Raw genomic sequence first — 24,658 nt, forward strand, 5'->3', positions numbered from 1 at the left:
TGAGGGCGTCCGGGGCGGGCGAAGGTGCCGGCCCGCCCCGGAGCCAGGTCCGGTACGCGCTATGCGGCGCTGGTCACGCGGTGGGCGTAGACCTGGTCGATCCATTCGGCCTTGAACTGGGCAAGGTCGTCACGGAAGTTGGCCATCGAGGCACCGTAGGGCGCGATGACGCCGCCGGACTGGTCCGGCACGGACTGGCAACCGTGCACGAGCCGCCCGCCGAGTGCGGCGTGGGCCTTGATGGACTCGATGCGGCGGTGCTCGTTGAACCAGCCGCCGTGGTAGACCTCGTCGAGCATGCCGCCGGTCTCGTCGTCCAGGTCGAAGACGACGGAGGTGGCGGCAGGGAAGAACCAGCACGGGCCGACGTTCGAGATGTGCCCGTCCAGCTCGACCTTGTTCAACGCCATCAGGGTGGCCGCCTCGCGGAGCATCCGCAGGTGTGCCGGGGTGATCTGCGGAAGGCCGAGGCCGGCGAGGTGCTCCTCGCGGAACAGGTACGCGTACACCTCGTACGCGGTGGCCATTACCTGAGCCGCGTCCGACGTGGAGGAGGCGTTGGACCTCACGAAGTCGAGGGCGAGCTGCTCGACCGCGCTCTGTGTGGTCTCGTCGACGTCCAGGAGCTGGGACTTGACCAGCTCCCAGTCGGCGACGAGCCAGGTGTTGGACTCGAAGCGGAAGAAATACTCGGCCGGATCGATGCTGATGCGTCGGCCTTCGACCTGGATGCCGGGAAGGCGGCTCCAGCGCTCGTCGAATGCGTCGGGCAGTTCGACCGTGATGGTCGTGGCGGGTGCTGTGTCGATGATGGTCACCGGGGTCTCCGTCTCTGATCGGCCGGGTTCGGGCATAGGAGTGCCCGACCCGGAGCGGGCGTACGGAACTTGGGGCCGCCCGGCCAAGTGGGGAGCCTGGATTCACGGTTGGACCTGGAACCGTTCCGGGCGGCTGATGATTAGTGAACCGCCCGTCACGCTCAGTGGGTACGGTGAAGGGCAGGCCAAGCGGTATACGCGGTTTACAGCCCCGGAGTGGAGGCGAGCGTGGCAGCGCCGAGAGAGCCCAACTCCCGCCTGCGCGAGATCATCGAGGCCGTCGGCTGTACCTTCGAGGCCCTCGCCAAGGACGTCCGCCGTGTGGCTGCGGAGAACGGCGAGATGCTGCAGACCAACAAGTCAGCCATCTCGCACTGGGTAAGCGGTGCCCGCCAGCCCACCGGCAGGACCGGCCAGTACCTCGCCGAAGCCCTCTCCCGCCGCGCCCACAGGAACATCACTCAGGTCGAGCTCGGCCTGACTGAACTGGAATCCGCGGCCGACGAACCGAACCCGGATCCGGTCCTTGCCGCAACAGACCTCGGCCGCGCCGACGTAGAACGCCGCCGCTTCCTCGCCATCGCCGCCTTCACCACCGCCGGCGTCGCCATGCCCCTCGTGTACGACCACGAGGCCGCCGCCCGCATGCTCCGCGCCCGCACCGGCACGGCCTTGGTGGGAGCGGAGGACGTGGACGTCGTACGCCAGATCACTGCCGCCTTCAGCGCCGCCGACGAACGCCTGGGCGGAGGCCACGGGCTGACCACTGTGACCGCCTACCTTGCCGACACAGCCGCCCCCATGCTCCGCGCCCGCTTTCCGGCTGACGCCTTACGCAGAGCCGCCTTCGGCGCGGTCGCCGAACTCGCCTACCTGGCAGGCTGGAAGCACCACGACCTCGGCCAGGAAGGCGCCGCCCAGCGCTACTACCAAGTTGGCTACCAACTCGCCTGTGAGGCAGACCCCCACGGCCACGCCGCCTGGATGATGCGGGCCCTCGCCCACCAGGCCCTCAGCCTCAAGCAGCCCCACCACTGCATCGACCTCGCCGAAGCCGCGCTCGCAGGTGGCCTCGGCCACATCGACGGCCAGACCGAAGCCCTCCTTCACATCACCCACGCCCGCGCCTACGCAGCCACGGGAGAGCGGCCACACGCCGCCCGCGCCTTGCTCGCCGCGGAAGATGCTCTGCTCCGCGAGGACGGCCCGCAGCCCAGCTACTCCCGCGTCAGCGGCCCGGCCGCCGGCACCGTAGCCAGCCATACCGCCCGCACCCTGACCGACCTCGCCGACCACGTCGGGACAGAGCAGCAGCACCGCGACGCGCTCACCCGCTGGGACCCGGAGAAGTACAAGCGTGTCCATGCCCTCACGTACGCCGACCTTGGTGACAGCCTGGCCGCACAGACCCGCGCCGATGAGGCCGTCGCCGCCTGGAGCCAGGCCGTGACGTTGATGGAGGGCATGACCTCGGACCGCACCCGCAAGGCGATCACGTCGCTCCGGTCCACCCTCGTGATCTATCAACGACGCAAGGTGCCCGGAGCCTCCGAACTGGCCCGCCGTGCGCGGGAGGCACTCGCCTAACATGCCCGACAACCCGGCCGATGAGAGGACCATTGTGATTCAGCAGCAGACCGAGGACCAGCCCAAAGCTCTCAAGCCCGCCCTCGAATCCATGACCCTGCTGGTCGCCGCCGTCATCGTCCATGACAAGGCGACCAATCGCGTCCTGCTCCTTCAACGAAGTGAGAATGCCAAGTTCGCCCAGGGCATGTGGGACCTGCCGGTGGGCAAGAGCGAACCTGGCGAACCCATCACCGCGACCGCGGTCCGCGAGCTGTATGAGGAGACTGGCCTGACGGTGAAGCCGGAGGCCCTGAATGTCGCTCACATCATCCACGGCGCCTGGGGAGTCGAGGCACCCAACGGATTCCTGACTGTCGTCTTCGCAGCCCACAAATGGACTGGCGAACCCGCCAACTGCGAACCGCGCAAGCACTCCCAAGTCTGTTGGGTCGACGTCGAGGCCATTCCCGAGGAGTTCGTTGATACCACGGCCAGCGCTCTTGCCTGCTACCTCGCTGGTGGCCCGCAGGTTTCACTGGATAGCTGGTCATGATGGTTCCGACGTTGGCTTCTCAATCCGTCATGAGACTGGCGGTTCTGCGTTGTTCACTGCGACGATCAGGTAGGTATCGACGCGAACCCAGAAGGCAGCTCCGTTGCGCTGCAGGCCGCCTTCGAATTGCATTCCGCGCACGCGCTCCCACACCGCCGGAGTGTCTTCGACAGCGACACGCAGTTGGGCAACTGGGGTGTCCGTTGCTTTTTCCCGGACTTGCAGTTGCCTTAGGACTAGATTCTCGTACGAGACCCAGTCGTTGCCGTAGCGGGTTGATGATAGTCCCATCGAGGTGAGGGCTTCCTTCACACGGCTGATGTCGGCTACTGGCAAGTACACCCCCTGAAGGCGCGCGCTGACATCTGGTGGTGCGGGGTGGACGTCATCCGAAGGCTTCGTCTTCGCCCTGTGAACTCCGCGGATTAGAAAGACATTCTGGCCATCTGAGGTGAGGAGTTGTGTGCGCCGTGCGCCCCACTCACCAGACCTCAGGTCTTCCCGGGCGACTACGCGTGCTTCGCGCCGATCTGGTAGCAGAAGGCTGCCACCGCTCTCGACGGTGTTGAGCGCCTCTTGGAAGCTAGACCGTGCCCTAGCGGCTTCGTCCGGGGAAGGAAGCGGTACCACTGTGGAAACTGGGCACAGCAGCTTCTCGGCCAGCGTGGCGAGCAGCTGACCGTCCTGGACTGTTCGGCCGTATGAACCGAGCCACTCCTGCCCCAGCCCAGCACCGAGCAAGCTGGCGGTCATGGATGCCAATGTGTCCGTGTCCGCCCCCTCTTGGCGTGCGGGAACGCTGATGCCGCGTTCGGGGCTGGCAGCGGAACGGGCTGCAAGGTAGATGGCTGCCACCGCGCACAGTGTTCCTGATCCACGAGTCTTGACCCGTGTCAGCCCCTGCGATTCAAGGTAGCTGGAGGGAGCGCTGAGCGCCCCGCTTTCCAAGGTAGTCCTGGCGCTGTTGAGGAGGTCCTCCACCTCCAACACCGTATCGTCCCAGACGCGTTCGTAGCTGGGCGCAAATGCCTTAGACGCGGCGTCGAGCCATGACTGGTCCAAGCCTTGCCAAACGGGCTCCCGCCAGTCCTTCAAGCCGTCCAGGGTTGCCTCGATCAGCCATCCGTAGGCCAATGGCGCAGGCTGTCGCATGCTGACCCAAAGGGCATATGCATGCACCAAAGCGCCCAGAATGGCTCTGGGGTGCCCGTGGGTAGTTACCGCGTCGCTAGTGACGTCAGTAGCCAACGCGCCGAACGAACCTTCATGGTGCGCAATGACGTGAGGGGCGATGCGCATGGCGGCACCGTTGGCGCCAGTGCTGAAGTACTTGGCGCGATCATCGGCTCTCTTCCCCCATGCCGTTCCGTGCTTCTCCCAAGCTCGACAGGCCCGCTTGACGCTGGCGCCGGCTCCGCGCTCGTAATCTAGGAGGGCAGGCCATTCCACGCGCTGTAGCCAGTGGAGCCAGTCGTCCCCTGAGGTGAGGCGGGCGCGGGCCACTGCGATCAGCATCTGGGTGTCATCGCTGTACTCGCCTGAACCGATCTCTTCGGAGATCGGACGGAAGCGGCTGCCTGCCATCCGGGGCCAAGGGAAGAATCGTCCAGATACTTGACTGAGGGGCGGGAGTGAGCCTGTTCGGTCGCGTCGTTCATAGGGCCAGCCCATGGCGTCCCCGACGGCTGCTCCAACCAGCATGCCGCAGGCCCTGTCGGTCCATGGATGCAGCTCAGCGTTCACGTGCTCACTCTGCCAGAGTCGTTCGTGGTATGTAGGGGGTCTCTCGCGGGCGCCTGCCTGCGCGCACAGAGTTACTCAAGTCGTACTTGTTGAAGATTACGGGTGCAACGACCAAGGGTGGCAGCACGGCTGCCATGCCGAGATGCACAGCGAGTCTGTAGTACTCCAGTTCGGCCTGGCCTTCGTCCCGAACGATTACGGATTGCACGGCGGTTAGAGGGATCGGCCCAGGATGCTGTATCTCGGCCTGGTCGTCGGTAGGCCACCAGTCTGGATGCCTGCCCTCGCGGTGCCGAGTGGTGTTGCCTGTAACGGATGGTGCAAACATGGCCTTGAAGCCGTCAAGTCCTTGTCGAGCTCCGGCGCTTCTGTCTCGTGCGGAGTTGTAGGGGCAGAACTTAGCGCCAGGGGTGGCAAGGAGTTCGACGGTCAATGTCAAAATGACCCATTCCCGGAAATTAGGGTCTCGGTCTGAGGCTTGAGACAGGTACCACGTGTTCGGGTACTCGACGCTCAGGAAGCTGTGCCCCAAGGCGCCGTCCATGCGTTTAGCGTCAGCAGGGCGGTATGCATCCTCGTTGGCCTTGAGATCGGCGACTGGAAGTAGCTCGCGGCTGGCCAGGATATGCGCCAAATTGGCCGACTTGGTGAAGTGGCACAACCGGGTGATGCCCTGAGTTTGCGCCTGATCGACGATCGCGTTCATGAGGTGACCCGAAGGTAGAGGTCCGACATTTCGCTCGGCAGTAGATCGGTGAGCTTGCTTGAATGCAGAAGGATCAGCTCCGACCGGGCTCGTGTGATGGCCACATACAGCTGGCGCGCCTCACGCGCTCGCGCTTCGTCGAGGCCGTGGGCCTCGACCTCGGCAGGCTTGGGTAGTTCATCGGCGTCGCATAGAGGGAGGATCACCGAGTCGAACTCAAGACCCTTGGCTGAAGAGTAGGTTCCGTAGAAGATTCCGGGTTCGTCTGTCCACCTGGCCAGTTCGCGATGAAGGCGGTGAATTGGTACCCGAGTGCCAGCAAGGAGCGATCTGATTCCCTCTTCATGATCGCGAGTCCGCGTGAGGATGGCTACTTGGCGATCGACCCCCAACGCGATCGCGTTGGCGGCAGCGTGTCTTAGCTGCTCGTCCTTGTCGGCGACCTCAAGGATGGTGGGCTTCGGCCCATCGGCTGCAGGGCGAGTGGGTTGGACCAGGTCCACGTCGTCACGGAAGTGAGGCATCTCAGAGGCAGCCTGGGCCAGTTGGGCTATCTGTCGGCTGTTGCGGTAATTGTGGGCAAATTCCACTACGCTGGTCACCCGAAGCCCCAGTGACCTCCACGACATGCGGCTCCCGTAGATCTGCTGTGCGTAGTCCCCGAAGAACGTGAGTGAACCATCGTCGGGTATGGCTGCTGCCAGGCTTCGGATCATCTCAGGGGTGAAGTCTTGGCCCTCGTCGACGACTACATGTCGGTAATGTCGATCGGATAGGTCGTCCTGGAGAGACGCCAATGCAGTGGATGCGACGTCGTCCCAGTCGTGTTCATAGCCCGATTCGCGGCGTAGCTGTACGTACCGTTGATAGACGTCGAAGACCACCTCGCGGTCGGCGGGCAGGAGGGGCCTGCCTCGGCCCACGCGTCGGGTGCGGCCGTCTATGTAGATCGCCTGGTCGGTGATGCCGTGACCCACCATCCAGTGGAGCTCATCCAGATAGAAGTCCAGCGGGCGCTGGGTTATTGCTCGAGTTGGGTAGCGATTCTGCACTTCCGCCAATGCTTGCTCGACAAGTCGTCCCTTGAACTTGCAGATGCGTACGTGAGAGGCCGTGTGGTGGCTTATGTAGCCGAGTGCGAACCGGTGGTAGTTCTCGATCTGCAAGTTAGGTGGTGCAGTGCCCATCCCCTTGAGGTAGGTGACGAGCGCTTTGTTGAAGGTCACCAGTAGCGTGCGCCCTCCTATGCCCGGCGCAGTCGCCAGATAGTGGGCGCGATGGACGGCCATTGTGGTCTTGCCGCTGCCTGCTGTACCAAGAACGGCGCAGTGGCCGCGCCCGTTCAGGAAGACAACATCGCGTTGTTGACCCTTCGGGTCCGGTAACGAAAGCCCCATCGCGTCAGTATGACGCTTCCGCGTTCGTCTAGGTATAGGGAGTTGAGGAATCTTGAAGAGAACCCTGCCTGAGCGCCCTCGATCGAGTTGAGGCGACGTGCGAACCGCATATGTCCTGATGTGTGAGCGGACGGGAAGGCAGGCGTTGGATCAAGAATCGCGGACGTGGGCATCGCTGTGCTCCTGGCCAGCCGGGACGGGACCCCATGCGCAACTGCGGCGACAGCTGTTACGACCCTGTATGCCGCCGTAATGCGTAGTTCTCGGACGAGGCTGTGCCATAAGGCGAGTGAGGCCGCCCCCCGAAGCGGGGTGGCGGCCTCACTGCTGCTGACGCTACGTCAGAGGATCGGTCCGGCGGTGCACACGCGGTGCACAAGGGCGCGGAAATCAAGCGGTAACAACGAGCACTGCTGAGCAGTGTTTTCGCAGGTCAACGCATGTTTCCAGGAGCCCTCCCAGGTCACCCGGACCTGATCTTTAGATGTCGAAGTACAGCTCGAACTCGTGCGGGTGCGGGCGCAGCTGGATCGGGGCGATCTCGTGCGTGCGCTTGTAGTCGATCCACGTCTCGATCAGGTCGGACGTGAAGACGCCGCCGGCCTGGAGGTACTCGTTGTCCGCCTCCAGGGCGTCCAGGACGGCCGGGAGGGACGTCGGGACCTGCTGGACGTTGGCGTGCTCCTCGGGAGCCAGCTCGTACAGGTCCTTGTCGATCGGCTCGGCGGGCTCGATCTTGTTCTTGATGCCGTCCAGGCCGGCCATCAGGAGGGCCGAGAACGCCAGGTACGGGTTGGACGACGGGTCCGGGGCGCGGAACTCGACGCGCTTGGCCTTCGGGTTGGAGCCCGTGATCGGGATGCGCATCGCGGCGGAGCGGTTGCGCTGCGAGTACACCATGTTGACCGGGGCCTCGAAGCCGGGCACCAGGCGGTGGTAGGAGTTCACCGTCGGGTTGGTGAAGGCCAGCAGCGACGGGGCGTGCTTCAGGATGCCGCCGATGTAGTAGCGGGCGGTGTCCGAGAGGCCCGCGTAGCCCTGCTCGTCGTAGAACAGCGGGTCGCCGCCGGCCCACAGGGACTGGTGGACGTGCATGCCCGAGCCGTTGTCGCCGAAGATCGGCTTCGGCATGAAGGTCGCGGTCTTGCCGTTGCGCCAGGCGACGTTCTTCACGATGTACTTGAAGAGCATCAGGTCGTCGGCCGCGGCGAGCAGCGTGTTGAACTTGTAGTTGATCTCGGCCTGGCCGCCGGTGCCGACCTCGTGGTGCTGGCGCTCGATCTCCAGGCCGCTCTTCTGCAGCTCCAGGGACATCTCGGCGCGCAGGTCCGCGTGGTGGTCGACCGGGGAGACCGGGAAGTAGCCGCCCTTGTAGCGGACCTTGTAACCGCGGTTGTTCTCGACCGCACCGGTGTTCCAGGCCGCGGCCTCGGAGTCGATGTGGTAGAAGCTCTCGTTCGCCGACGTCTGGAAGCGGACGTTGTCGAAGACGTAGAACTCGGCCTCGGGACCGAAGTACGCGGTGTCGGCGATGCCGGTGGAGGCGAGGTACGCCTCCGCCTTCTTGGCCACGTTGCGCGGGTCACGGCTGTACTGCTCGCCGGTGATCGGGTCGTGGATGAAGAAGTTGATGTTGACGGTCTTGTCGCGGCGGAAGGGGTCGACACGGGCGGTCGACAGGTCCGCGCGGAGCGACATGTCGGACTCGTGGATGGCCTGGAAGCCGCGGATCGACGAGCCGTCGAAGGCAAGCTCGTCGGCCGGGTTGAAGGTCGCCGCCGGCACGGTGACGTGCTGCATCACACCGGGCAGGTCGCAGAACCGGACATCGATGAACTTGACGTCGTTGTCGGCGATGAACTTCTTCGCGTCGTCGGCGTTCTGGAACATCCAACTCCTCCTACTCCCGGCCCGGGAGGGACGGGGTTGCAGCTCGTTGTGTGACCAGTGCGGTGGCACACGCTGGACCCGACCATAGGCAGACCGGATTTCTCAAGCATGACCCATTTGTTTCGCCGAAGTTAACCGGCGCGAGTGCGACAGACGGTCCTACGGGCCCCGGACCGGCGTCGTACCGGGGTCGGACGGGTTTCCGGGGCGTCTCAACCAGATGTCCGAGGAGTGGGACGGCACCCGCAGGGGAAGGCGCGCGGCCCGGCGCAGTACCGTGGTCGGGTGGACAATAGGCAAGCAATCGGATCGTGGCTCTCCGGGCCGCGCGCGGCAGCCGAGGAGATGGGCGCCGACTTCGGCTACCGGGGCAAGCGGCTCGGCCTTCCCGAGCAGGGTCCCGGGGCCGTTGCCCCGCTCGGCCGGCGCTTCGGGGCCCTCTTCATCGACTGGGCCCTGTGCCTGCTGATCGCATACGGGCTGTTCGCTCGCGGTGACCAGCAGGCGTCCGGAAACTGGGCGCTCGGCATCTTCCTCGTCATGAGCGTGCTCACCGTCGGCACCATCGGCTGCACCCCGGGCAAGCGCCTCATGGGCATCCGCGTCGTCGCCGAGGACGGCGGCCGCCTCGGCCTCGTACGCGTCCTCGTCCGCAGCGTGCTCCTCTGCCTGGCGATCCCGGCCCTGGTCTGGGACCGCGACGGCCGCGGCCTCCACGACCGCCTGGCCCGCGCGGTCCAGATCCGCATCTGAGCCGTACGAAGCGCGAAGAGGGCGGGCCGTGAACCAGGTGGTTCACGGCCCGCCCTCTTCGCGCTTCCGGCGTACAGGCCCTAGCGTGCGCGGGGCGGGCGGCCGGCGCCGCCGCGGCCGGGGAGGGGCCCCTTCGGGAGGGGCATGTTGCTCATCAGGTCGCCCATCGCGCGGAGGCGGTCGTTGGCGGCCGTGACCTGGGGGCCGGTCAGGACGCGGGGGAGCTTGAGCATCTTGGTGCGGACCTTCTTCAGGGGCACCTGGCCCTCGCCGTTGCCGACGATGATGTCGTGGACGGGAACGTCGACCACGATGCGGGCCATCTTCTTCTTCTCGGCCGCGAGCAGGCTCTTCACCCGGTTCGGGTTGCCCTCGGCGACCAGCACGATGCCTGCCTTGCCCACGGCGCGGTGGACGACGTCCTGGCTGCGGTTCATCGCGACCGCCGGGGTCGTCGTCCAGCCGCGGCCCACGCGGTCCAGCACCGCCGCCGCCGCGCCCGGCTGGCCCTCCATCTGCCCGAAGGCGGCGCGCTCGGCGCGGCGTCCGAAGACGATCGCCATCGCGAGGAGGGCGAGCACGAAGCCCAGGATGCCCAGGTAGATCGGGTGATCGATCAGGAAACCGATCGCGAGGATGACACCGAAGGTGACGATTCCCACACCCGCGACCACAAGACCGATCTTGGAGTCGGTCCGCCTGGTCATCTTGTAGGTCAGAGCGATCTGCTTGAGCCGCCCCGCGTTCTCGGCGCTGTCCGCGCCTTCAGTGGTGTTTGCCTTCCTCGCCATGCAATGAAGTTTACGTGGCCCGGGAACGACGGGCGGCCACGGCCTCCCGTTCCAGTGCGTAGCCGGACTCGGCCCGGTCCCTGGCCCGGCGGCGGTCCTCCAGGACGGCCGTCCAGGCGTTGCGGCGGGCGGTGCGCTGGCCGCTGCTGAGCAGCAGCGACTCGACGGCGCGGAGGGCATCGGTGACGGTGGGAATGACGGTGGCGCGTACCGGCGCGGCCTGCATCGTGGAAGTCCCCTCGGAAACGATGTGCGTGTGCTGCGCGGACTGGAGACGCTGCGCAGGGGAGGCGGTGGTGGCCGGAGTCACCACGTCATCGCGCTGCGCGTTCATCCAGGGTCACTGTTCGGTGTTACCAGCGCATGACCGGTCGGTCAAACACCAATGAAACCTTGATACGGGCGCCGCGCACGCCGACGCGGTCCGTCCGCGCCGCGGGGCCTCCCGGACCTGCGGCGGGCGTGCGGACCGTGCGGGGGAGGGCATGACACGGCGATGGCCGCCTGTGTGCGGATTCACACGGGCGGCCACCGGCGGAGTGCTTACGCGGAGGGCGTCGGAACCTGCGCCTCGCGCCGGTCCATCGCCTGCTGGAACAGCCGGCCCGCGCGGTACGAGGAGCGGACGAGCGGTCCGGACATGACGCCCGAGTACCCGATCGCGTCGGCCTCGTCCTTCAGCTCGACGAACTCGTTGGGCTTCACCCAGCGCTCGACGGGGTGGTGGCGCACCGAGGGGCGGAGGTACTGCGTGATGGTGATGAGCTCGCAGCCCGCGTCGTACAGGTCCTGGAGCGCCTCGCTGACCTCTTCGCGGGTCTCGCCCATGCCGAGGATGAGGTTGGACTTGGTCACCAGGCCGGCCTCGCGGGCGCGGGTGATGACCTCCAGGGAGCGCTCGTAGCGGAAGCCGGGGCGGATGCGCTTGAAGATGCGCGGCACCGTCTCCACGTTGTGCGCGAGCACCTCGGGGCGCGAGGAGAAGACCTCGGCGAGCTGCTCGGGCTCGGCGTTGAAGTCGGGGATCAGCAGCTCGACCTTGGTGCGGCCGGCCTCCCGGTCCGCGGTGAGCCGGTGGATCTGGCGCACGGTCTCGGCGTACAGCCAGGAGCCGCCGTCCTCCAGGTCGTCGCGGGCGACGCCGGTGATGGTGGCGTAGTTCAGGTCCATCGTGACGACCGACTCGCCGACGCGGCGGGGTTCGTCCCGGTCCAGCGCCTGCGGTTTGCCCGTGTCGATCTGGCAGAAGTCACAGCGCCGGGTGCACTGGTCGCCGCCGATGAGGAACGTGGCCTCGCGGTCCTCCCAGCACTCGAAGATGTTGGGGCAGCCTGCCTCCTGGCACACCGTGTGCAGGCCCTCGCTCTTGACGAGTTTCTGCAGCTGGTTGTACTCGGGGCCCATCTTCGCCCGTGTCTTGATCCACTCGGGCTTGCGCTCGATGGGGGTCTGGCTGTTCCGGACCTCAAGGCGCAGCATCTTGCGCCCGTCGGGTGCGACAGACACTCCGGCACTCCCCTTTGCTTTCACTGCATTGGATTCTTCGGCGAACACCAGGGTACGCCCGTAGTTCATTCGGTTGTACGTCTGCCCAACCTGGGGCAGGCGGGGCCTATTCCCGGGGGCGTGTTCCGTGGGTCACGCCGTGGCCATGGCGTCGTCGGCGCGCTCGATCGTACGGGGGGCGAGTTCGGCGTTCTCCAGGATGTCCCTCAGGTGCTTCTCGACGACGGGCAGGACCTCGTCGATGGTGATGTCGCGGCCGAGCTCGTAGCTGAGCGAGGTGACGCCGGCGTCCCGGATGCCGCAGGGGACGATCCGGTCGAACCAGGTGTTGTCGGGGTTCACGTTGAACGAGAAGCCGTGCATGGTGACGCCCTTGGCGACGCGGATGCCGATGGCGGCGAGCTTGCGGTCCTCGCGGCGCTGGCCGGCGTTGGAGGGTGCGTACTGCGGGCCGTTGAGGCGGGGGTCGAACTCGTCGTCCTGCATGCGCGGGTCGAAGTCGAGGGTGAGGCCGGGGAGGGCGGGGCGCTGTTCGACGGGGTCGCCCAGGACCCAGACGCCGCTGCGGCCCTCGACGCGGGTGGTCTCGACGCCGAACTCGGCGGCGGTGCGGATCAGGGCCTCTTCGAGGCGGCGCACGTGGGCGACGACGTCCACGGGGCGGGGGAGCTTCTGGATCGGGTAGCCGACGAGCTGGCCGGGGCCGTGCCAGGTGATCTTGCCGCCGCGGTCGACGTCGATGACGGGGGTGCCGTCGAGGGGGCGCTCGCTGTCGGCCGTGCGCCTGCCCGCGGTGTAGACGGGCGGGTGCTCGACGAGCAGGCAGGTGTCGGGGACGGTGTCCTCGAACCGCGCCGCGTGCACCTCGCGCTGCTTCTGCCAGGCCTCCCGGTAGTCGACGGCGTTCTCGCCGAATCCCATACGGACGAACCGGAGCTCCGTCACGTCAGCAGCCTCTCTCCTCGGGGTGTCGTGGTCCGGGGGGTTGCCCCGTACCGCGTCACCCTGCACGAATCGCGCCCCGGCCACTGTACGGCCGGCGTCGGCACATGGGCCGGGCAGGTCTCCCCGTCAGCGCCGCCCACAATCCTCACACGATCGGATGAATGTGGAGCGAAGGGTCCTGTGGCCGCCCCGCAGGCGGCTAAATTCGCGCCGTTCGTCAGAGGAGGGCGCCGGACACGCCCCAGGGCTTTCCGCCCGGCCCCGAAGGCAGGAGACCCTACAGCTGATGTCGGAACGACCTCCGCAGCGCACCCCCAACCGTCGGCTCGCCTCGCTCATCACCGAGGCCGGTTTCTCCAACGCCGGCCTCGCCCGCCGGGTGGATCAGCTCGGCCTCGAACACGGCCTCGACCTGCGGTACGACAAGACGTCCGTGACCCGGTGGCTGCGCGGCCAGCAGCCCCGGGGGACCACGCCCGCGCTGATCGCCGAGGTCTTCACCCGGCGCCTCGGCCGCCGGCTCTCGGCGCAGGACCTGGGGCTGGACGCCTGCGCCCCGGTCTACGCCGGTCTCGAGTTCGCCGCCACGCCCGCCGAGGCGGTCGACATCGTCAGCGGTCTCTGGCGCAAGGACTCCGGCAGCCACACGGAGCTGCGGAAGATCGCCTTCACCCCGGCCGGGCTCGTCGTCCCCAGCCGGGACTGGCTGATCGGCCGGGCGGACGAGTGGGTCGGCCGGCCCGCGCCGGGCGGACCCGTCAGGGCCGGTGCCGCGAGGCCCCCGGCCGGGGCCCAGGTCCCCGCCGCCCCGGCCCCGTACGCGGCGCACGGCACCGTTCCCGTCGTCCCGGAACAGTGCGGCGCCCCGGGCGGGCGGCACGGTGTGCGAGGGCCCGTGCCCTCGCGGCCCGGCGGGACGCCCCCGCCGCCCGGCACCCCGGGCACCGCCGCCGTGCCCCGGCAGCGGCAGACCGAGCGGGGCTCGGGGCTGCGGGTGGGCGAGGGGGACGTCGCCGCGCTGCGTTCGGTGGCAGAGCTCTTCCGTACCCTCGACCACGCCTACGGCGGCGGGCACGCCCGGCAGGCGCTCGTGCGGTACCTGGAGCACGAGACGGAGCCGATGCTGCGCGGCACGTACGGGGAGGCGACCGGCAGGCGGCTGTTCGGGGCCGCCGCCGATCTGACCAGGCTGGCGGGCTGGACCTCGTACGACATCGCGGCGCACGGGCTGGCCCAGCGCTATTTCGTGCAGGCGCTGCGGCTCGCGCAGGCGGCGGGCGACCGGGCGTACGGCAGTTATGTGCTGATCACCATGAGCCGTCAGGCGGTCTATCTCACGCACGGCCGCGAGGCGGTCCAGCTGGCCCGGGTGGCTCAGCAGGGCATCGGTTCGGCCGCGCCGCACACCGTCATGGCCCTGCTGCACGCTGTGGAGGCGCGCGGGCACGCGGTGCTCGGGGACGCCAAGGCGTGCACGGCCTCGCTGGCGCGGGCGGAACGCGCGCTGGAGGCCGCCCGGCCCGGTGACGAGGTGCCGCACTGGGCCCGCCACTTCGACGAGGCGCAGCTCGCCGACGAGTTCGGGCACTGCCATCGCGACCTCCAGCAGTACCGGGCAGCCGCCCAGTACGCGGAGCGCGCACTCCAGTTGCGCGCCCCCGCGTACGCCCGGAGCAGGCTGTTCTGCCGGGTGGTGCTGGCGTCCGCCCGGCTGGGGCTCGGGGAGCTGGACCAGGCGTGCCGGCTGGGTGCGGAGGCCGCTCAGCAGGCGGCTGAGATGCGTTCGGCGCGTGCCACGGAGTACGTGCGGGACTTCGAGCGGCGGCTGGAGCCCTTCCGGGACGCCGCCGCCGTACGGGGCTACCGGGAGCGGGTGGCGGCGCTGGGCTGAGGCGGCCGGGCCGTCAGGCCGCCTTGGGGAGCGCCGGGGTGTCCCCGGTGACGGGGCGTACGCCGAGGTCGTTGAGGATCGAGGCGGCGGCGCGGTGGCCGGAGGCCAGGGCGCCCTGGACGGTGCCGGTGTCGCGGTGGTCGCCGCACACGTACAGGCCCGCGAGGACCCGGACGGGGCGGCGCGGGTCGTGCGGCGCGGGCATCGCGGGTACCGCTTCCGGGTCGTGGTGGGCGGCCAGCAGCTCCCAGTCGTCGGTGGATACGCCGTAGAGGGTGGCGAGGTGGGCGCGGACCGTGCGGTCGAGGTCGTCGGGCGGGCTGCCGAGCACCGTGGAACTGATCAGGGTCCGGCCGTGCGGGGCGCGCGCCGGGTCGACCGCGCTCATCACAGCGGTGTGGGCGACGGGACCCGACCGGTCGGCGTCGAGGAGGAGCGCGGCGCCGGTCGGCGGGGGAGCGGGGGCGGTGTGGTGAAGCACCGTCACGGGGTGGAAGGACGGCAGCCGCAGGCCCGGCAGCAGTTCGGCGGCGGCGCTCGCCCCGGTGGCCACGAGCAGGGAGCGGCAGCCCAGTTCGCCGTGCTCCTTGGTACGTACGGAGGTGATGTCGGCGGAGGTGACATGGACTCCGGTGCGTACGGTGCCGGGCGGCAGGGAAGCGGCGAGGAGCGCGGGCAGCGTGTCCGCCCCGCCCTCCGGTACGCACAGGCGGCCGCTCGCGTACGTGCGCAGCGCGAGGTCGGCGCAGCGGCTGGAGGTGGTGAGGTCCGGGTCGCTGAGGAGTGCGGTGAGCAGGGGGCGGACGAAGCCGTCGAGCGTACGGGCGGACAGCCGGCCGGAGAGGGCGTCGAGCGCGGCGCGTTCGGGCCGGGCGAGGACACGGGCCGTGGGCGTGGCGGCCAGCCGGGCGAGTGCCACGCCGAGCCGGGCGTGGTCGATCGCACCGCCCATGGCTCCGGTGAGGGCGCCCGCGCGGGGCGGCCGGGGGGCGCTCGCGAGGGCGCGCGCCGCCTTGAGCGCGCCCCGTGCGCTGCGTGCGCCCGGTACGCGGCGGGTCTCCCCGGTCCGGTGGCGGCGGCCCTCGCTGTGGACGAGGACGCCGGGATCGAAGGTGCGCAGGACGAGTCCTTCGAGCCCCGGGGTGGTGCGGAGCTCGGGATACGCGGTGTTGAGCAGCGGGCCGACGCGGTCGAGCCGGAACCCGTCCACGTCGTCGGTCGTCATCCGGCCGCCGACGCCGGGGCCGGCCTCCAGGACGCTGACACTGACTCCCGCGCTGGTCAGCCGGTGGGCCGCTGACAGACCGGCGATTCCGGCCCCGATGATGACGACGTCCGCGTGGTGTGCCGTGCTGAGCACGTGCCCTCCCCGATTCGGCGCAAGTGGTGGGGGGCTCTTGCCCTCAACCGCCCACCGGAATGCGTGCGTTCGTCAGGAGGCTAGGAGAGTGGCCCGATCCCGCGCAGTCGCGCGCGGACCGGTGCACCGGTGCACGGGGTTGCACACCCGTCCGAACGAAGTGCCGTCGGGTGCGGGGACGATCAGCGCAGGGCCGACCGGATCGCGGCGTCGACGCCGGGGAAGGCGAACGAGAAGCCGGAGTCCAGCAGCCGTGCGGGCAGCACCCGCTGACTGCCCAGCACGTCCCCGGCGAACTCGCCCAGCGCGATCCGCAGCGCCTGCGCGGGCACCGGGAACAGCGTCGGCCGCCGCAGTACGCGTCCCATGGCAGCGGTCACCTCGGCGTTGGTGACGGGCGTGGGAGCGGTCAGGTTCACCGGGCCGGAGAGCTCCGGGGTGTCCAGGATGTGCCGCATCGCCGCGATGTGGTCGTGCAGCGCGATGAAGCTCCAGTACTGCCGCCCGTTGCCCAGCCGGCCGCCGAGCCCGGCCCGGAACAGTGGGAAGAGCCGGCCCCAGGCGCCGCCCTCCCGGGCGACCACCAGGCCCGTGCGGGCGTGCACCGTGCGCACCCCCGCCTCCTCGGCCGCCGCGGTGGCCTCCTCCCACTCCACGCACACCGATGGCAGGAATCCGTCGCCGGGCGGCGCGTCCTCGTCGACCGGGCGGTCCCCCGTGTCCCCGTAGAAGCCGATCGCGGACCCGGAGAGCAGCACGGCGGGCGGGGTGTCGAGCGAGGCGACGGCGTCCGCGAGGGTGGCGGTGCCGAGCACCCGGCTGTCCCGGATCTCCTTCTTGTACGCGTCGGTCCAGCGGTGGTCGCCGACCCCGGCCCCGGCGAGGTGGACGACCGCGTCGCAGCCGACCAGGCCGGCCACGTCCACGTACTCGCGCTTGGGGTCCCACTCCACCTCGTCCCCGTCCCGGGCGGGGTGGCGCACCAGGCGGACCACCTCGTGCCCGTCGGCGCGCAGGGAGCGGACGAGGGCCGATCCGATGAGTCCGGTCGATCCGGTGACGGCGATGCGGGAGTGCGGCATGGCGTCCATCCTGCCCCACCGGGGCCGCCGTACACGGCCGTGGCACAGTGGCGGCCATGACCGAATCCGCCATGTCCGCCGCCCCTGTTGTCCGCCGCGCCGTCCTGGACGACGGGCCGGCCCTCGGTGAGCTGGACCGTGCCACCTGGTCGACGCTGCACGCGGTGCAGCCGCGCCCGCAGCCGCCGTACGAGCCGTTCTTCGACGAGCGGCATCTGCCCCAGGACATCCTGGTGGCCCAGGCGGAGGACGAAGCGGGGAGGCTGGTGCCGGCCGGTTACATACGGGTGGTGCCGCCGACCCCGCTGGCCTGCAACGCGCACGTCCGGCAGATCCAGGGCCTCGCCGTGGCCCACTGGGCGCGAGGCCGGGGCGTCGGGCGCGCCCTGATCCGGGCCGCGTGTGTCGCGGCGCGCGGCGAGGGCGCGAGCCGGATCACGCTGCGGGTCCTCGGCCACAACGCGCCCGCCCGCGCGCTGTACGAGGCGGAGGGCTTCGCCGTCGAGGGCGTGCTGCCGGGCGAGTTCTTCCTGAACGGGCGGTACGTGGACGACGTGATGATGGGCCGCTCGCTCACCCCGTGAGGGACGCGGGCCTCACTCCCGGCCGTACCGCTCCCAGAGCACGGGCAGCCGGGCCGCCAGGGCGTCGTCGTCGTCCGGGTCCAGTTCGGTGCCCTCCGGCTCGTCGGCCTGCGGCGGGAGCCCGAGGTCGGGCGCGACGACGCCGGTGAGCTGTTCGTACGCCTCGTCGGCCGCGTAGCCCAGCTCCTCGCCGTCGCCGTCCAGTTCCTCGTCGAAGGAGCCGAGCAGTTCGGCCAGGCTGTCCGGGTCGTGCACGGCGCCCTCGAAGACCTCCCGGCCCCGGCCGATCAGCCAGCAGCGGAAGGAGTCGAAGGCCTCGTCGTCCGCGCCGCCCAGCAGCACGGCGGCGGCGCCCCACAGGTCCCAGCGGTAGGCCCGGTTGAAGCGGGCCTCGAAGTGCCGGGCGAAGTCCAGCACCGCTTCGGGGTCGAGCTGCACCAGCTTGTCGACCAGCAGATCGGCATGGTCCTCGGGGTCGCCGTCGGCGGCCTCGCGCGTGCTGTCGATCAGCTCCCAGAACTCGGTCTCGTCCATCACGGGTCCAGCATCTGCCCTGGGGGCGGCCGACGCACGCCCAGACATCTGAACGAAGCCCTCAGGGGGCCTGCCCGTAGAGGGCGTGCAGGCGGGCCGCGGCGGCCGTGAACCTCTCCCGCAGGGCGGGCGGTTCCAGGACCTCCAACTCCGGTCCGAGGCCCAGCAGCTGGCCGTAGGCGACGTCCGGGGACTCGACCGCCAGGGTGACGGTGACCCAGCCGTCCCCGTCGGGCGGCCCGGCGGCCTCCAGCGCCTCCCGGGCGGCGGCCCGGTCCACGGTGTGCGGCAGCCGGTGCGCGGCCGTCTCCGAGAGCCGCAGCGTCACCTCCGTACGCAGCAGGGAGCGGGCGAAAGCGGCGGACCGCTCTTCCCAGAAGGCGGGCAGGTCGAAACCCTCGTCCCGGACGAAAGGGGTGCCGGAAACGGTCACGGCGGTGAACCGGTCGATACGGTAGACCCGCACGTCGTCGCCCACGCGGGCGCACAGGTACCAGACGCCCGCCTTCAGCACGAGCCCGTACGGGGCCAGCTCCCGTTCGACGTCGGCGTCCCGGCCGGCCCGGCGGTAGCGGGCGAGGAGCAGCCGGTCGCGCCACACGGCGTCGGCCACGGCGGGCAGCAGCTCGGGGGTGACCGGTTCCTGGTACCAGCCGGGCGCGTCCAGGTGGAAGCGCCGGCCGGCCCCCGCCGGGGCGTCCCGCAGCGCGGGGGTCAGGGCCGCCGACACCTTGAGCCGGGCGGCGGAGGCGGCGTCCGCGAGCCCCATCTCGCGCAGGGCGGAGGGCAGGCCGGACAGGAAGAGCGCCTCGGCCTCGTCACGGGCGAGACCGGTCAGCCCGGTGCGGTAGCCGCCGACGAGCCGGTAGCCGCCGGCCCGGCCGCGCTCCGCGTACACCGGGATGCCGGCCTCGGAGAGGGCCTGGGCGTCCCGGGTGACGGTCCGCTCGGAGACCTCCAGCTCCCGTGCCAGCTCGGCGGCGGTCATGCCGGGGCGGGCCTGGAGGAGCAGCACCATACGGATCAGCCGGGCAGCACGCATGCGGCCATTGTGGCCGGACCGTGGCGCGGCACAATCAAGCCCGTCCGGCGATTGAGGGCGAAGCCTCACGCCGGACGGGCCTGATCACGCTCAGAGACCGTACCGGTCCCGTGCCTCCTTGACGGCGGTCGCCGGCACCTCGCCGCGGCGGGCCAGCTGGGCCAGCGTGGCGACGACGACGGACTGGGCGTCGACGCCGAAGTGGCGGCGGGCCGCGTCACGCGTGTCGGAGAGACCGAAGCCGTCCGTGCCGAGCGAGGACCAGTCCTGCTCGACCCACTGGCTGATCTGGTCCGGGACCGCGCGCATCCAGTCGCTGACCGCGACGACCGGACCCGGAGCACCCTCCAGCGCCTGCGTCACGTACGGCACCCGCTGCTCACCGCGGAGCAGCGCCTCGTCGCACTCCAGCGCCTCGCGGCGCAGCTCACCCCAGGAGGTCGCGGACCAGACGTCGGCCGTGACACCCCAGTCGGCGGCCAGCAGCTCCTGGGCCTCCAGGGCCCAGTGGATCGCCGTACCGGAGGCCAGCAGCTGGGCGCGGGGGGCGTCCGCCGCGCCGGGAGTGCCCTCCTTGAAGCGGTACAGGCCCTTGACGATGCCCTCCTCGACGCCTTCCGGCATCGCGGGCTGCTGCTTCGGCTCGTTGTAGACCGTCAGGTAGTAGAAGACGTCCTCGGCCTCGGGGCCGTACATCCGCCGCAGACCGTCCTTGACGATGACCGCGATCTCGTACGCGAACGCCGGGTCGTAGTTGAGCGACGCCGGGTTCGTGGCGGCGATCAGGTGCGAGTGCCCGTCCGCGTGCTGGAGGCCCTCGCCCGTCAGGGTCGTACGGCCGGCGGTGGCACCGACGATGAAGCCCTTGCCGAGCTGGTCGGCGAGCTGCCACATCTGGTCGCCGGTCCGCTGCCAGCCGAACATCGAGTAGAAGATGTAGAACGGGATCATCGTCTCGCCGTGCGTCGCGTACGACGTGGCGGCGGCGATGAAGTCGGCCATGGCGCCGGCCTCGGTGATCCCCTCGTTGAGGATCTGGCCGTCCTTGGCCTCCTTGTAGTACATCAGCTGGTCGCGGTCGACCGGCTCGTACGTCTGGCCCAGCGGCGAGTAGATGCCGGCGGAGGGGAACAGCGACTCCATGCCGAAGGTGCGGGCCTCGTCCGGGACGATCGGCACCCAGCGCTTGCCGGTCTGCTTGTCCCGCATCAGGTCCTTGACCAGGCGGACGAAGGCCATGGTGGTGGCCATCTCCTGCTTGCCGGAGCCCTTCTTGAGCGCGGCGAACGCGCGCTCCTCGGGCTCGGGCAGCGCCACCGCGTGCACCCGGCGGGCCGGGGCGGGGCCGCCGAGGGCGGCACGGCGCTCCTGGAGGTAGCGGACCTCGGGGGAGTCGGCGCCCGGGTGGCCGTAGGGCACCAGGCCGTCGGTGAAGGCGCTGTCCGGGATCGGGAGGCCGAGCAGCTCGCGCATGCCCTTGAACTCGTCGATCGACAGCTTCTTCATCTGGTGGTTGGCGTTCTTGGACTCGAAGCCCTTGCCGAGCGTGTAGCCCTTCACCGTCTGGGCGAGGATCACGGTCGGCGCGCCCTTGTGCTCGACGGCCGCGCGGTACGCCGCGTACACCTTGCGGGCCTCGTGGCCGCCGCGGGAGGTGTAGAAACACTCGGCGATCTTCGCGTCGGTGAGCAGTTTCGCCAGCTCGGCGAGCGCGGGCTCGGCGCCGAAGAAGTGCTCACGGATGTACGCGACGTCGCGGGTGGCGTACGTCTGGAACTGCGCGTCCGGGACCTCGCGCAGCCGGCGGACCAGCGCACCCGTGGTGTCGAGCTGGAACAGCTCGTCCCAGGCGTTGCCCCAGAGCGTCTTGACGACGTTCCAGCCGGCGCCGCGGAAGGCGCCCTCCAGCTCCTGCACGACGCGGAAGTTGGCGCGGACCGGACCGTCGAGGCGCTGCAGGTTGCAGTTGATGACGAAGGTCAGGTTGTCGAGCTTCTCGCGGGCCGCCAGCGCGAGGGCGGCGGTCGACTCGGGCTCGTCCATCTCGCCGTCGCCCAGGAAGGCCCAGACGTGCGAGTTCGACGTGTCCTTGATGTTGCGGTTGGCGAGGTAGCGGTTGAAGCGCGCCTGGTAGATCGCCGAGAGCGGGCCGAGGCCCATGGAGACCGTGGGGAACTCCCACAGCCAGGGCAGCCGCCGCGGGTGCGGGTAGGACGGCAGGCCGTCGCCGCCCGCCTCCTGGCGGAAGTTGTCGAGCTGCTGCTCGCTGAGCCGGCCGTCGAGGAAGGCGCGGGCGTAGATGCCGGGGGAGGCGTGGCCCTGGATGTAGAGCTGGTCGCCGGAGCCGTCCCCCTCCTTGCCGCGGAAGAAGTGGTTGAAGCCGGTCTCGTACAGCCAGGCCGCCGAGGCGAAGGTGGCGATGTGGCCGCCGACGCCGAAGCGGGCACCGCGGGTGACCATCGCGGCCGCATTCCAGCGGTTCCACGCGGTGATCCTCGACTCCATCTCCAGGTCGCCGTCGAAGTCGGGCTCCGCGGCGGTCGGGATGGAGTTGACGTAATCGGTCTCCAGCAGCTTGGGCAGCGCGAGACCGGCGCCCTCGGCGTGCTGGAGCGAGCGCCGCATGAGGTACGCGGCACGGTGCGGGCCCGCGGCCTTGGTGACGGCATCCAGGGAGGCCGCCCATTCAGCGGTCTCCTCCGGGTCGCGGTCCGGGAGCTGGTCGAGCTCGCTCGGAAGCTTTCCTACGGGGTCGGTCATGATCGCCGCCTTCCGGTGAGGAGGGGGGTGGAGAAGTCCCTGACTGGCAGGACAGGGCGATGGGGCCGGTGGGCCCGCGAGGTGAACTGTAAGTCGCCGATCGATGATCGATCAAAGGATGAACGGCAAAACTTCTCGATATGAAGAAAGTGGCATGCCGTGCCATGAAATGGGGCACCGAGTGACGGGATTTACCTACGCAAAAGGGGCGCTCGCCTGCACAGGCGAGCGCCCCTCACGACAGATGCACAGCCGCTCCGGTGCGGCTTCAGGCGCGCGGCGCGCAGCCCAGCACGTGCGCCTTGACCAGGGTCCCTATGTCCGGGTCCTTGCGGAGGAAGGCGTCGATGAGCGCCTCGTGCTCCTCGGCGTACGACTTCTGCACCGTCCCCAGCCAGCGGATCGACAGCGCCGTGAACACCTCGATGCCCAGCCCCTCCCAGGTGTGCAGCAGCACCGCGTTGCCCGCCGCCCGCACCAGCTCGCGGTGGAAACCGACCGTGTGCCGGACCTGGGCCTCGCCGTCCGCCAGCCGGTCCGCCTCGTACAGTGCCGCCACGTGCGGCGCCAGCAGCGAGCAGTCCTCGCCGAGCGCGGGGGCCGCCAGCTCGGCCGCGATCTGCTCCAGACCCGCCCGTACCGGGTAGCTCTCCTCCAGGTCGGCGGCGGTGAGGTTGCGGACCCGGACGCCCTTGTTGGGCGCCGACTCGATCAGCCGCAGCGTCTCCAGCTCCCGCAGCGCCTCGCGCACGGGCGTCTGGCTGACCTCCAGCTCGGTGGCGATGCGCCGCTCCACGATCCGCTCGCCCGGCTTCCAGCGCCCGCTGACGATCCCCTCCACGATGTGCTCGCGGATCTGTTCGCGCAGCGAGTGGACGACGGGCGGGGTCATGACGGGCTCCTTCGGACAGACCGGTACGCCTGCACCGGCATGGTGACCGGGGCGACCGGTGGTGTCTAGACAATACGGCGGCGCCCCCGCCCGGGAGTGTTCCGGACGGGGGCGCCGATCGTGAGGCTGGTTACAGGCCGAGCTCGACCTCGAACTCGCCGGCCTCCAGGATCGCCTTGACCGCGGTCAGGTAGCGGGCGGCGTCCGCGCCGTCCACCAGACGGTGGTCGTAGGAGAGCGACAGGTACGTCATGTCGCGGACGCCGATGACGGTGCCCTCCTCGGTCTCGATGACCGCGGGACGCTTCACGGTGGCGCCGATGCCCAGGATGGCTGCCTGGTTCGGCGGCACGATGACGGTGTCGAACAGCGCACCGCGCGAGCCGGTGTTGCTGATGGTGAAGGTGGCACCGGACATGTCGTCCGGGGTCAGGCCGCCACCGCGGGCCTTGCCCGCCAGCTCGGCGGTCTTCTTCGAGATACCGGCGATGTTGAGGTCGCCCGCGCCCTTGATGACCGGGGTCATCAGGCCCTTCTCGGCGTCCACGGCGATGCCGATGTTCTCCGAGTCGAAGTACGTGATGGTGCCTTCGTCCTCGTTGATCCGGGCGTTGATGACCGGGTGGGCCTTCAGCGCCTGGGCGGCGGCCTTCACGTAGAACGGCATCGGGGAGAGCTTGACGCCCTCACGGGCCGCGAAGCCGTCCTTCGCCTTGTTGCGCAGCTTCATCAGCTTGGTGACGTCGACCTCGACGACCGAGGTCAGCTGGGCCTGCGAGTGCAGCGCCTTCATCATGTTGTCGCCGATGACCTTGCGCATGCGGGTCATCTTGACCGTCTGACCGCGCAGCGGGCTGGCCTCCAGCTTCGGCGCGGCCTTGGAGGAGGCGGCCGGAGCGGCGGGCGCCGGGGCAGCGGCGGCGGCCTTGGCGGCCTCCGCGGCGGCGACGACATCCTGCTTGCGGATACGGCCACCGACGCCGGTGCCCTTGACCGAGCCCAGGTCGACGCCGTTCTCGGCGGCGAGCTTGCGGACCAGCGGCGTGACGTACGCGCCGTCGTCACCGGAGGTCGCGGCCGGGGCSKSGGCCGGRGCCTGSGCCGGGGCGGCGCCGGGCGCCCCGATGACGGCGAGCTTGGCGCCGACCTCGGCGGTCTCGTCCTCGCCGACCACGATCTCCAGCAGCACACCGGCGACCGGGGCGGGGATCTCGGTGTCGACCTTGTCCGTGGAGACCTCGAGCAGCGGCTCGTCCTCCGCGACCTCCTCGCCGACCTCCTTCAGCCAGCGGGTGACGGTGCCCTCGGTGACGCTCTCGCCGAGCGCCGGAAGGGTTACGGAAACCGACATGGTTTCAGTTGCTCCTAACGAAAATGCGGAAGTGGTCGGTCGTCGCGCCCGGTCGACTGATCAGTCGTGGGAGTGCAGGGGCTTGCCGGCCAGGGCCAGGTGGGCCTCGCCGAGCGCCTCGCTCTGGGTGCCTCGGCGGCGGGTGCCGGGGCGGCGGGTGTCTCGGCGGCGGGTGCCTCGGCGGCCGGAGCAGCCTCGGCGGCCGGGGCGGACTCGGCCGCCGGGGCGCCCGAGCCGTCGTCGATGACGGCCAGCTCGGCGCCGACCTCGACGGTCTCGTCCTCGGCGACCTTGATGGACGACAGGATGCCGGAGGCGGGGGCCGGGATCTCGGTGTCGACCTTGTCGGTCGAGACCTCGAGCAACGGCTCGTCGGCCTCGACGCGCTCGCCCTCGGCCTTCAGCCAGCGGGTGACAGTGCCCTCGGTGACGCTCTCGCCGAGCGCCGGAAGGGTTACGGAAACCGACATGGTTTCAGTTGCTCCTAACGA

General features: G+C 69.7%; 20 protein-coding genes and 2 pseudogenes. 5 read left to right on the forward strand and 17 right to left on the reverse strand.

All coding sequences use genetic code 11. The features are described 5' to 3' along the window. Nucleotides 1–59 precede the first annotated feature (59 nt). Nucleotides 60–818 carry a hypothetical protein gene (locus EAO73_RS19490; protein ID WP_147972805.1) on the reverse strand — a complete coding sequence of 253 codons (759 nt, stop codon included), beginning with the start codon at nt 816–818 and terminating at the stop codon, nt 60–62. A gap of 228 nt (nt 819–1,046) precedes the next feature. Between EAO73_RS19490 and EAO73_RS19495 the strand changes: the two genes are divergently transcribed. Both EAO73_RS19495 and EAO73_RS19500 read left to right on the forward strand, forming a co-directional pair. Further along, the gene (locus EAO73_RS19495; protein ID WP_147972806.1) at nt 1,047–2,405 is read left to right on the forward strand and encodes a tetratricopeptide repeat protein; all 1,359 of its coding nucleotides are present in this window, start codon (nt 1,047–1,049) and stop codon (nt 2,403–2,405) included. Between the two features lies 1 nt (nt 2,406). Continuing rightward, nucleotides 2,407–2,940 (forward strand): NUDIX domain-containing protein, encoded by a 534-nt coding sequence (locus EAO73_RS19500; RefSeq protein ID WP_147972807.1) that lies wholly within the window; start codon nt 2,407–2,409, stop codon nt 2,938–2,940. Nucleotides 2,941–2,967: 27 nt separating this feature from the next. Here the strand turns inward: EAO73_RS19500 and EAO73_RS19505 are convergent, their stop codons facing one another. From EAO73_RS19505 to glnA, 4 genes are all read right to left on the reverse strand, one after another. Further along, nucleotides 2,968–4,641, reverse strand: coding sequence for an ADP-ribosylglycohydrolase family protein (locus EAO73_RS19505; protein ID WP_224756414.1), 1,674 nt, complete (start codon nt 4,639–4,641; stop codon nt 2,968–2,970). A gap of 46 nt (nt 4,642–4,687) precedes the next feature. Then, nucleotides 4,688–5,389, reverse strand: a complete 702-nt coding sequence (locus tag EAO73_RS19510; RefSeq protein ID WP_147972809.1) for a DarT ssDNA thymidine ADP-ribosyltransferase family protein — start codon at nt 5,387–5,389, stop codon at nt 4,688–4,690. Continuing rightward, nucleotides 5,386–6,786 (reverse strand): 3'-5' exonuclease, encoded by a 1,401-nt coding sequence (locus EAO73_RS19515; RefSeq protein WP_147972810.1) that lies wholly within the window; start codon nt 6,784–6,786, stop codon nt 5,386–5,388. Before EAO73_RS19515 ends, EAO73_RS19510 begins: the two co-directional genes overlap by 4 nt. Nucleotides 6,787–7,266: 480 nt before the next feature. Further along, complete coding sequence (gene glnA / locus EAO73_RS19520) at nt 7,267–8,676, reverse strand: type I glutamate--ammonia ligase (RefSeq protein ID WP_147972811.1); 1,410 nt, start codon at nt 8,674–8,676, stop codon at nt 7,267–7,269. Between the two features lie 285 nt (nt 8,677–8,961). On the opposite strand from glnA, the gene EAO73_RS19525 reads away from it, so the two are divergent. After that, nucleotides 8,962–9,429: an RDD family protein gene (locus EAO73_RS19525; protein WP_191134144.1), complete on the forward strand. Its 468-nt coding sequence runs from the start codon at nt 8,962–8,964 to the stop codon at nt 9,427–9,429. Nucleotides 9,430–9,509: 80 nt separating this feature from the next. On the opposite strand, the gene EAO73_RS19530 is transcribed toward EAO73_RS19525, so the two are convergent. From EAO73_RS19530 to lipB, 4 genes are all read right to left on the reverse strand, one after another. After that, complete coding sequence (locus EAO73_RS19530; protein WP_147972812.1) at nt 9,510–10,220, reverse strand: DUF4191 domain-containing protein; 711 nt, start codon at nt 10,218–10,220, stop codon at nt 9,510–9,512. Nucleotides 10,221–10,230: 10 nt separating this feature from the next. Next, nucleotides 10,231–10,446: a hypothetical protein gene (locus EAO73_RS19535; RefSeq protein WP_147973541.1), complete on the reverse strand. Its 216-nt coding sequence runs from the start codon at nt 10,444–10,446 to the stop codon at nt 10,231–10,233. A gap of 317 nt (nt 10,447–10,763) precedes the next feature. Then, complete coding sequence (lipA, locus tag EAO73_RS19540; RefSeq protein WP_147973542.1) at nt 10,764–11,699, reverse strand: lipoyl synthase; 936 nt, start codon at nt 11,697–11,699, stop codon at nt 10,764–10,766. Between the two features lie 159 nt (nt 11,700–11,858). Then, on the reverse strand, nt 11,859–12,671 hold the full coding sequence (gene lipB, locus EAO73_RS19545; protein ID WP_147972813.1) for a lipoyl(octanoyl) transferase LipB: 813 nt from the start codon (nt 12,669–12,671) through the stop codon (nt 11,859–11,861). A gap of 286 nt (nt 12,672–12,957) precedes the next feature. Here lipB and EAO73_RS19550 point away from each other — a divergent pair, with 286 nt between their 5' ends. Continuing rightward, a complete protein-coding gene (locus tag EAO73_RS19550) occupies nt 12,958–14,562 on the forward strand; it encodes a regulator (protein WP_147972814.1) in 1,605 nt (534 codons plus the stop codon). Between the two features lie 13 nt (nt 14,563–14,575). Here the strand turns inward: EAO73_RS19550 and EAO73_RS19555 are convergent, their stop codons facing one another. Then, the gene (locus tag EAO73_RS19555; protein WP_147972815.1) at nt 14,576–15,922 is read right to left on the reverse strand and encodes an NAD(P)/FAD-dependent oxidoreductase; all 1,347 of its coding nucleotides are present in this window, start codon (nt 15,920–15,922) and stop codon (nt 14,576–14,578) included. Nucleotides 15,923–16,104: 182 nt separating this feature from the next. Beyond that, on the reverse strand, nt 16,105–17,004 hold the full coding sequence (locus EAO73_RS19560) for a TIGR01777 family oxidoreductase (RefSeq protein WP_147972816.1): 900 nt from the start codon (nt 17,002–17,004) through the stop codon (nt 16,105–16,107). Between the two features lie 56 nt (nt 17,005–17,060). Between EAO73_RS19560 and EAO73_RS19565 the strand changes: the two genes are divergently transcribed. Continuing rightward, nucleotides 17,061–17,588, forward strand: coding sequence for a GNAT family N-acetyltransferase (locus tag EAO73_RS19565; protein WP_147972817.1), 528 nt, complete (start codon nt 17,061–17,063; stop codon nt 17,586–17,588). 12 nt (nt 17,589–17,600) lie between these two features. On the opposite strand, the gene EAO73_RS19570 is transcribed toward EAO73_RS19565, so the two are convergent. The 6 genes and pseudogenes from EAO73_RS19570 to EAO73_RS37335 form a co-directional block, all read right to left on the reverse strand. Further along, nucleotides 17,601–18,122 (reverse strand): DUF4240 domain-containing protein, encoded by a 522-nt coding sequence (locus EAO73_RS19570; RefSeq protein ID WP_147973543.1) that lies wholly within the window; start codon nt 18,120–18,122, stop codon nt 17,601–17,603. A gap of 61 nt (nt 18,123–18,183) precedes the next feature. Continuing rightward, nucleotides 18,184–19,164, reverse strand: coding sequence for a helix-turn-helix transcriptional regulator (locus EAO73_RS19575; protein WP_191134145.1), 981 nt, complete (start codon nt 19,162–19,164; stop codon nt 18,184–18,186). A 90-nt stretch (nt 19,165–19,254) separates the two neighbouring features. Next, entirely contained in the window at nt 19,255–21,924 is a 2,670-nt protein-coding gene (gene aceE / locus EAO73_RS19580; RefSeq protein ID WP_147972818.1) for a pyruvate dehydrogenase (acetyl-transferring), homodimeric type, read from the reverse strand. A gap of 268 nt (nt 21,925–22,192) precedes the next feature. Continuing rightward, the gene (locus EAO73_RS19585) at nt 22,193–22,816 is read right to left on the reverse strand and encodes a GntR family transcriptional regulator (RefSeq protein WP_147972819.1); all 624 of its coding nucleotides are present in this window, start codon (nt 22,814–22,816) and stop codon (nt 22,193–22,195) included. Between the two features lie 130 nt (nt 22,817–22,946). Continuing rightward, a pseudogene (sucB, locus tag EAO73_RS19590) lies at nt 22,947–24,158 on the reverse strand (2-oxoglutarate dehydrogenase, E2 component, dihydrolipoamide succinyltransferase); the annotation flags it as partial. 131 nt (nt 24,159–24,289) lie between these two features. Further along, nucleotides 24,290–24,637 (reverse strand): annotated as a pseudogene (locus EAO73_RS37335) (biotin/lipoyl-containing protein); the annotation flags it as partial. Nucleotides 24,638–24,658: the final 21 nt, after the last annotated feature.

The organism is Streptomyces sp. col6 (assembly GCF_008042035.1).
GTDB lineage: Bacteria > Actinomycetota > Actinomycetes > Streptomycetales > Streptomycetaceae > Streptomyces.

Bases quoted from the DNA above. Each gene is read 5' to 3' on its own strand.
- EAO73_RS19510 (WP_147972809.1), bottom strand. From the start codon at position 5,389: ATGAACGCGATCGTCGATCAGGCGCAAACTCAGGGCATCACCCGGTTG.
- EAO73_RS19505 (WP_224756414.1), bottom strand. From the start codon at position 4,641: ATGCTGGTTGGAGCAGCCGTCGGGGACGCCATGGGCTGGCCCTATGAA.
- EAO73_RS19585 (WP_147972819.1), bottom strand. From the start codon at position 22,816: ATGACCCCGCCCGTCGTCCACTCGCTGCGCGAACAGATCCGCGAGCAC.
- EAO73_RS19570 (WP_147973543.1), bottom strand. From the start codon at position 18,122: ATGGACGAGACCGAGTTCTGGGAGCTGATCGACAGCACGCGCGAGGCC.
- aceE (WP_147972818.1), bottom strand. From the start codon at position 21,924: ATGACCGACCCCGTAGGAAAGCTTCCGAGCGAGCTCGACCAGCTCCCG.
- EAO73_RS19535 (WP_147973541.1), bottom strand. From the start codon at position 10,446: ATGCAGGCCGCGCCGGTACGCGCCACCGTCATTCCCACCGTCACCGAT.
- EAO73_RS19550 (WP_147972814.1), top strand. From the start codon at position 12,958: ATGTCGGAACGACCTCCGCAGCGCACCCCCAACCGTCGGCTCGCCTCG.
- EAO73_RS19515 (WP_147972810.1), bottom strand. From the start codon at position 6,786: ATGGGGCTTTCGTTACCGGACCCGAAGGGTCAACAACGCGATGTTGTC.
- EAO73_RS19575 (WP_191134145.1), bottom strand. From the start codon at position 19,164: ATGCGTGCTGCCCGGCTGATCCGTATGGTGCTGCTCCTCCAGGCCCGC.
- EAO73_RS19560 (WP_147972816.1), bottom strand. From the start codon at position 17,004: ATGCCGCACTCCCGCATCGCCGTCACCGGATCGACCGGACTCATCGGA.
- EAO73_RS19530 (WP_147972812.1), bottom strand. From the start codon at position 10,220: ATGGCGAGGAAGGCAAACACCACTGAAGGCGCGGACAGCGCCGAGAAC.
- glnA (WP_147972811.1), bottom strand. From the start codon at position 8,676: ATGTTCCAGAACGCCGACGACGCGAAGAAGTTCATCGCCGACAACGAC.
- EAO73_RS19500 (WP_147972807.1), top strand. From the start codon at position 2,407: ATGCCCGACAACCCGGCCGATGAGAGGACCATTGTGATTCAGCAGCAG.
- EAO73_RS19565 (WP_147972817.1), top strand. From the start codon at position 17,061: ATGACCGAATCCGCCATGTCCGCCGCCCCTGTTGTCCGCCGCGCCGTC.
- lipA (WP_147973542.1), bottom strand. From the start codon at position 11,699: ATGCTGCGCCTTGAGGTCCGGAACAGCCAGACCCCCATCGAGCGCAAG.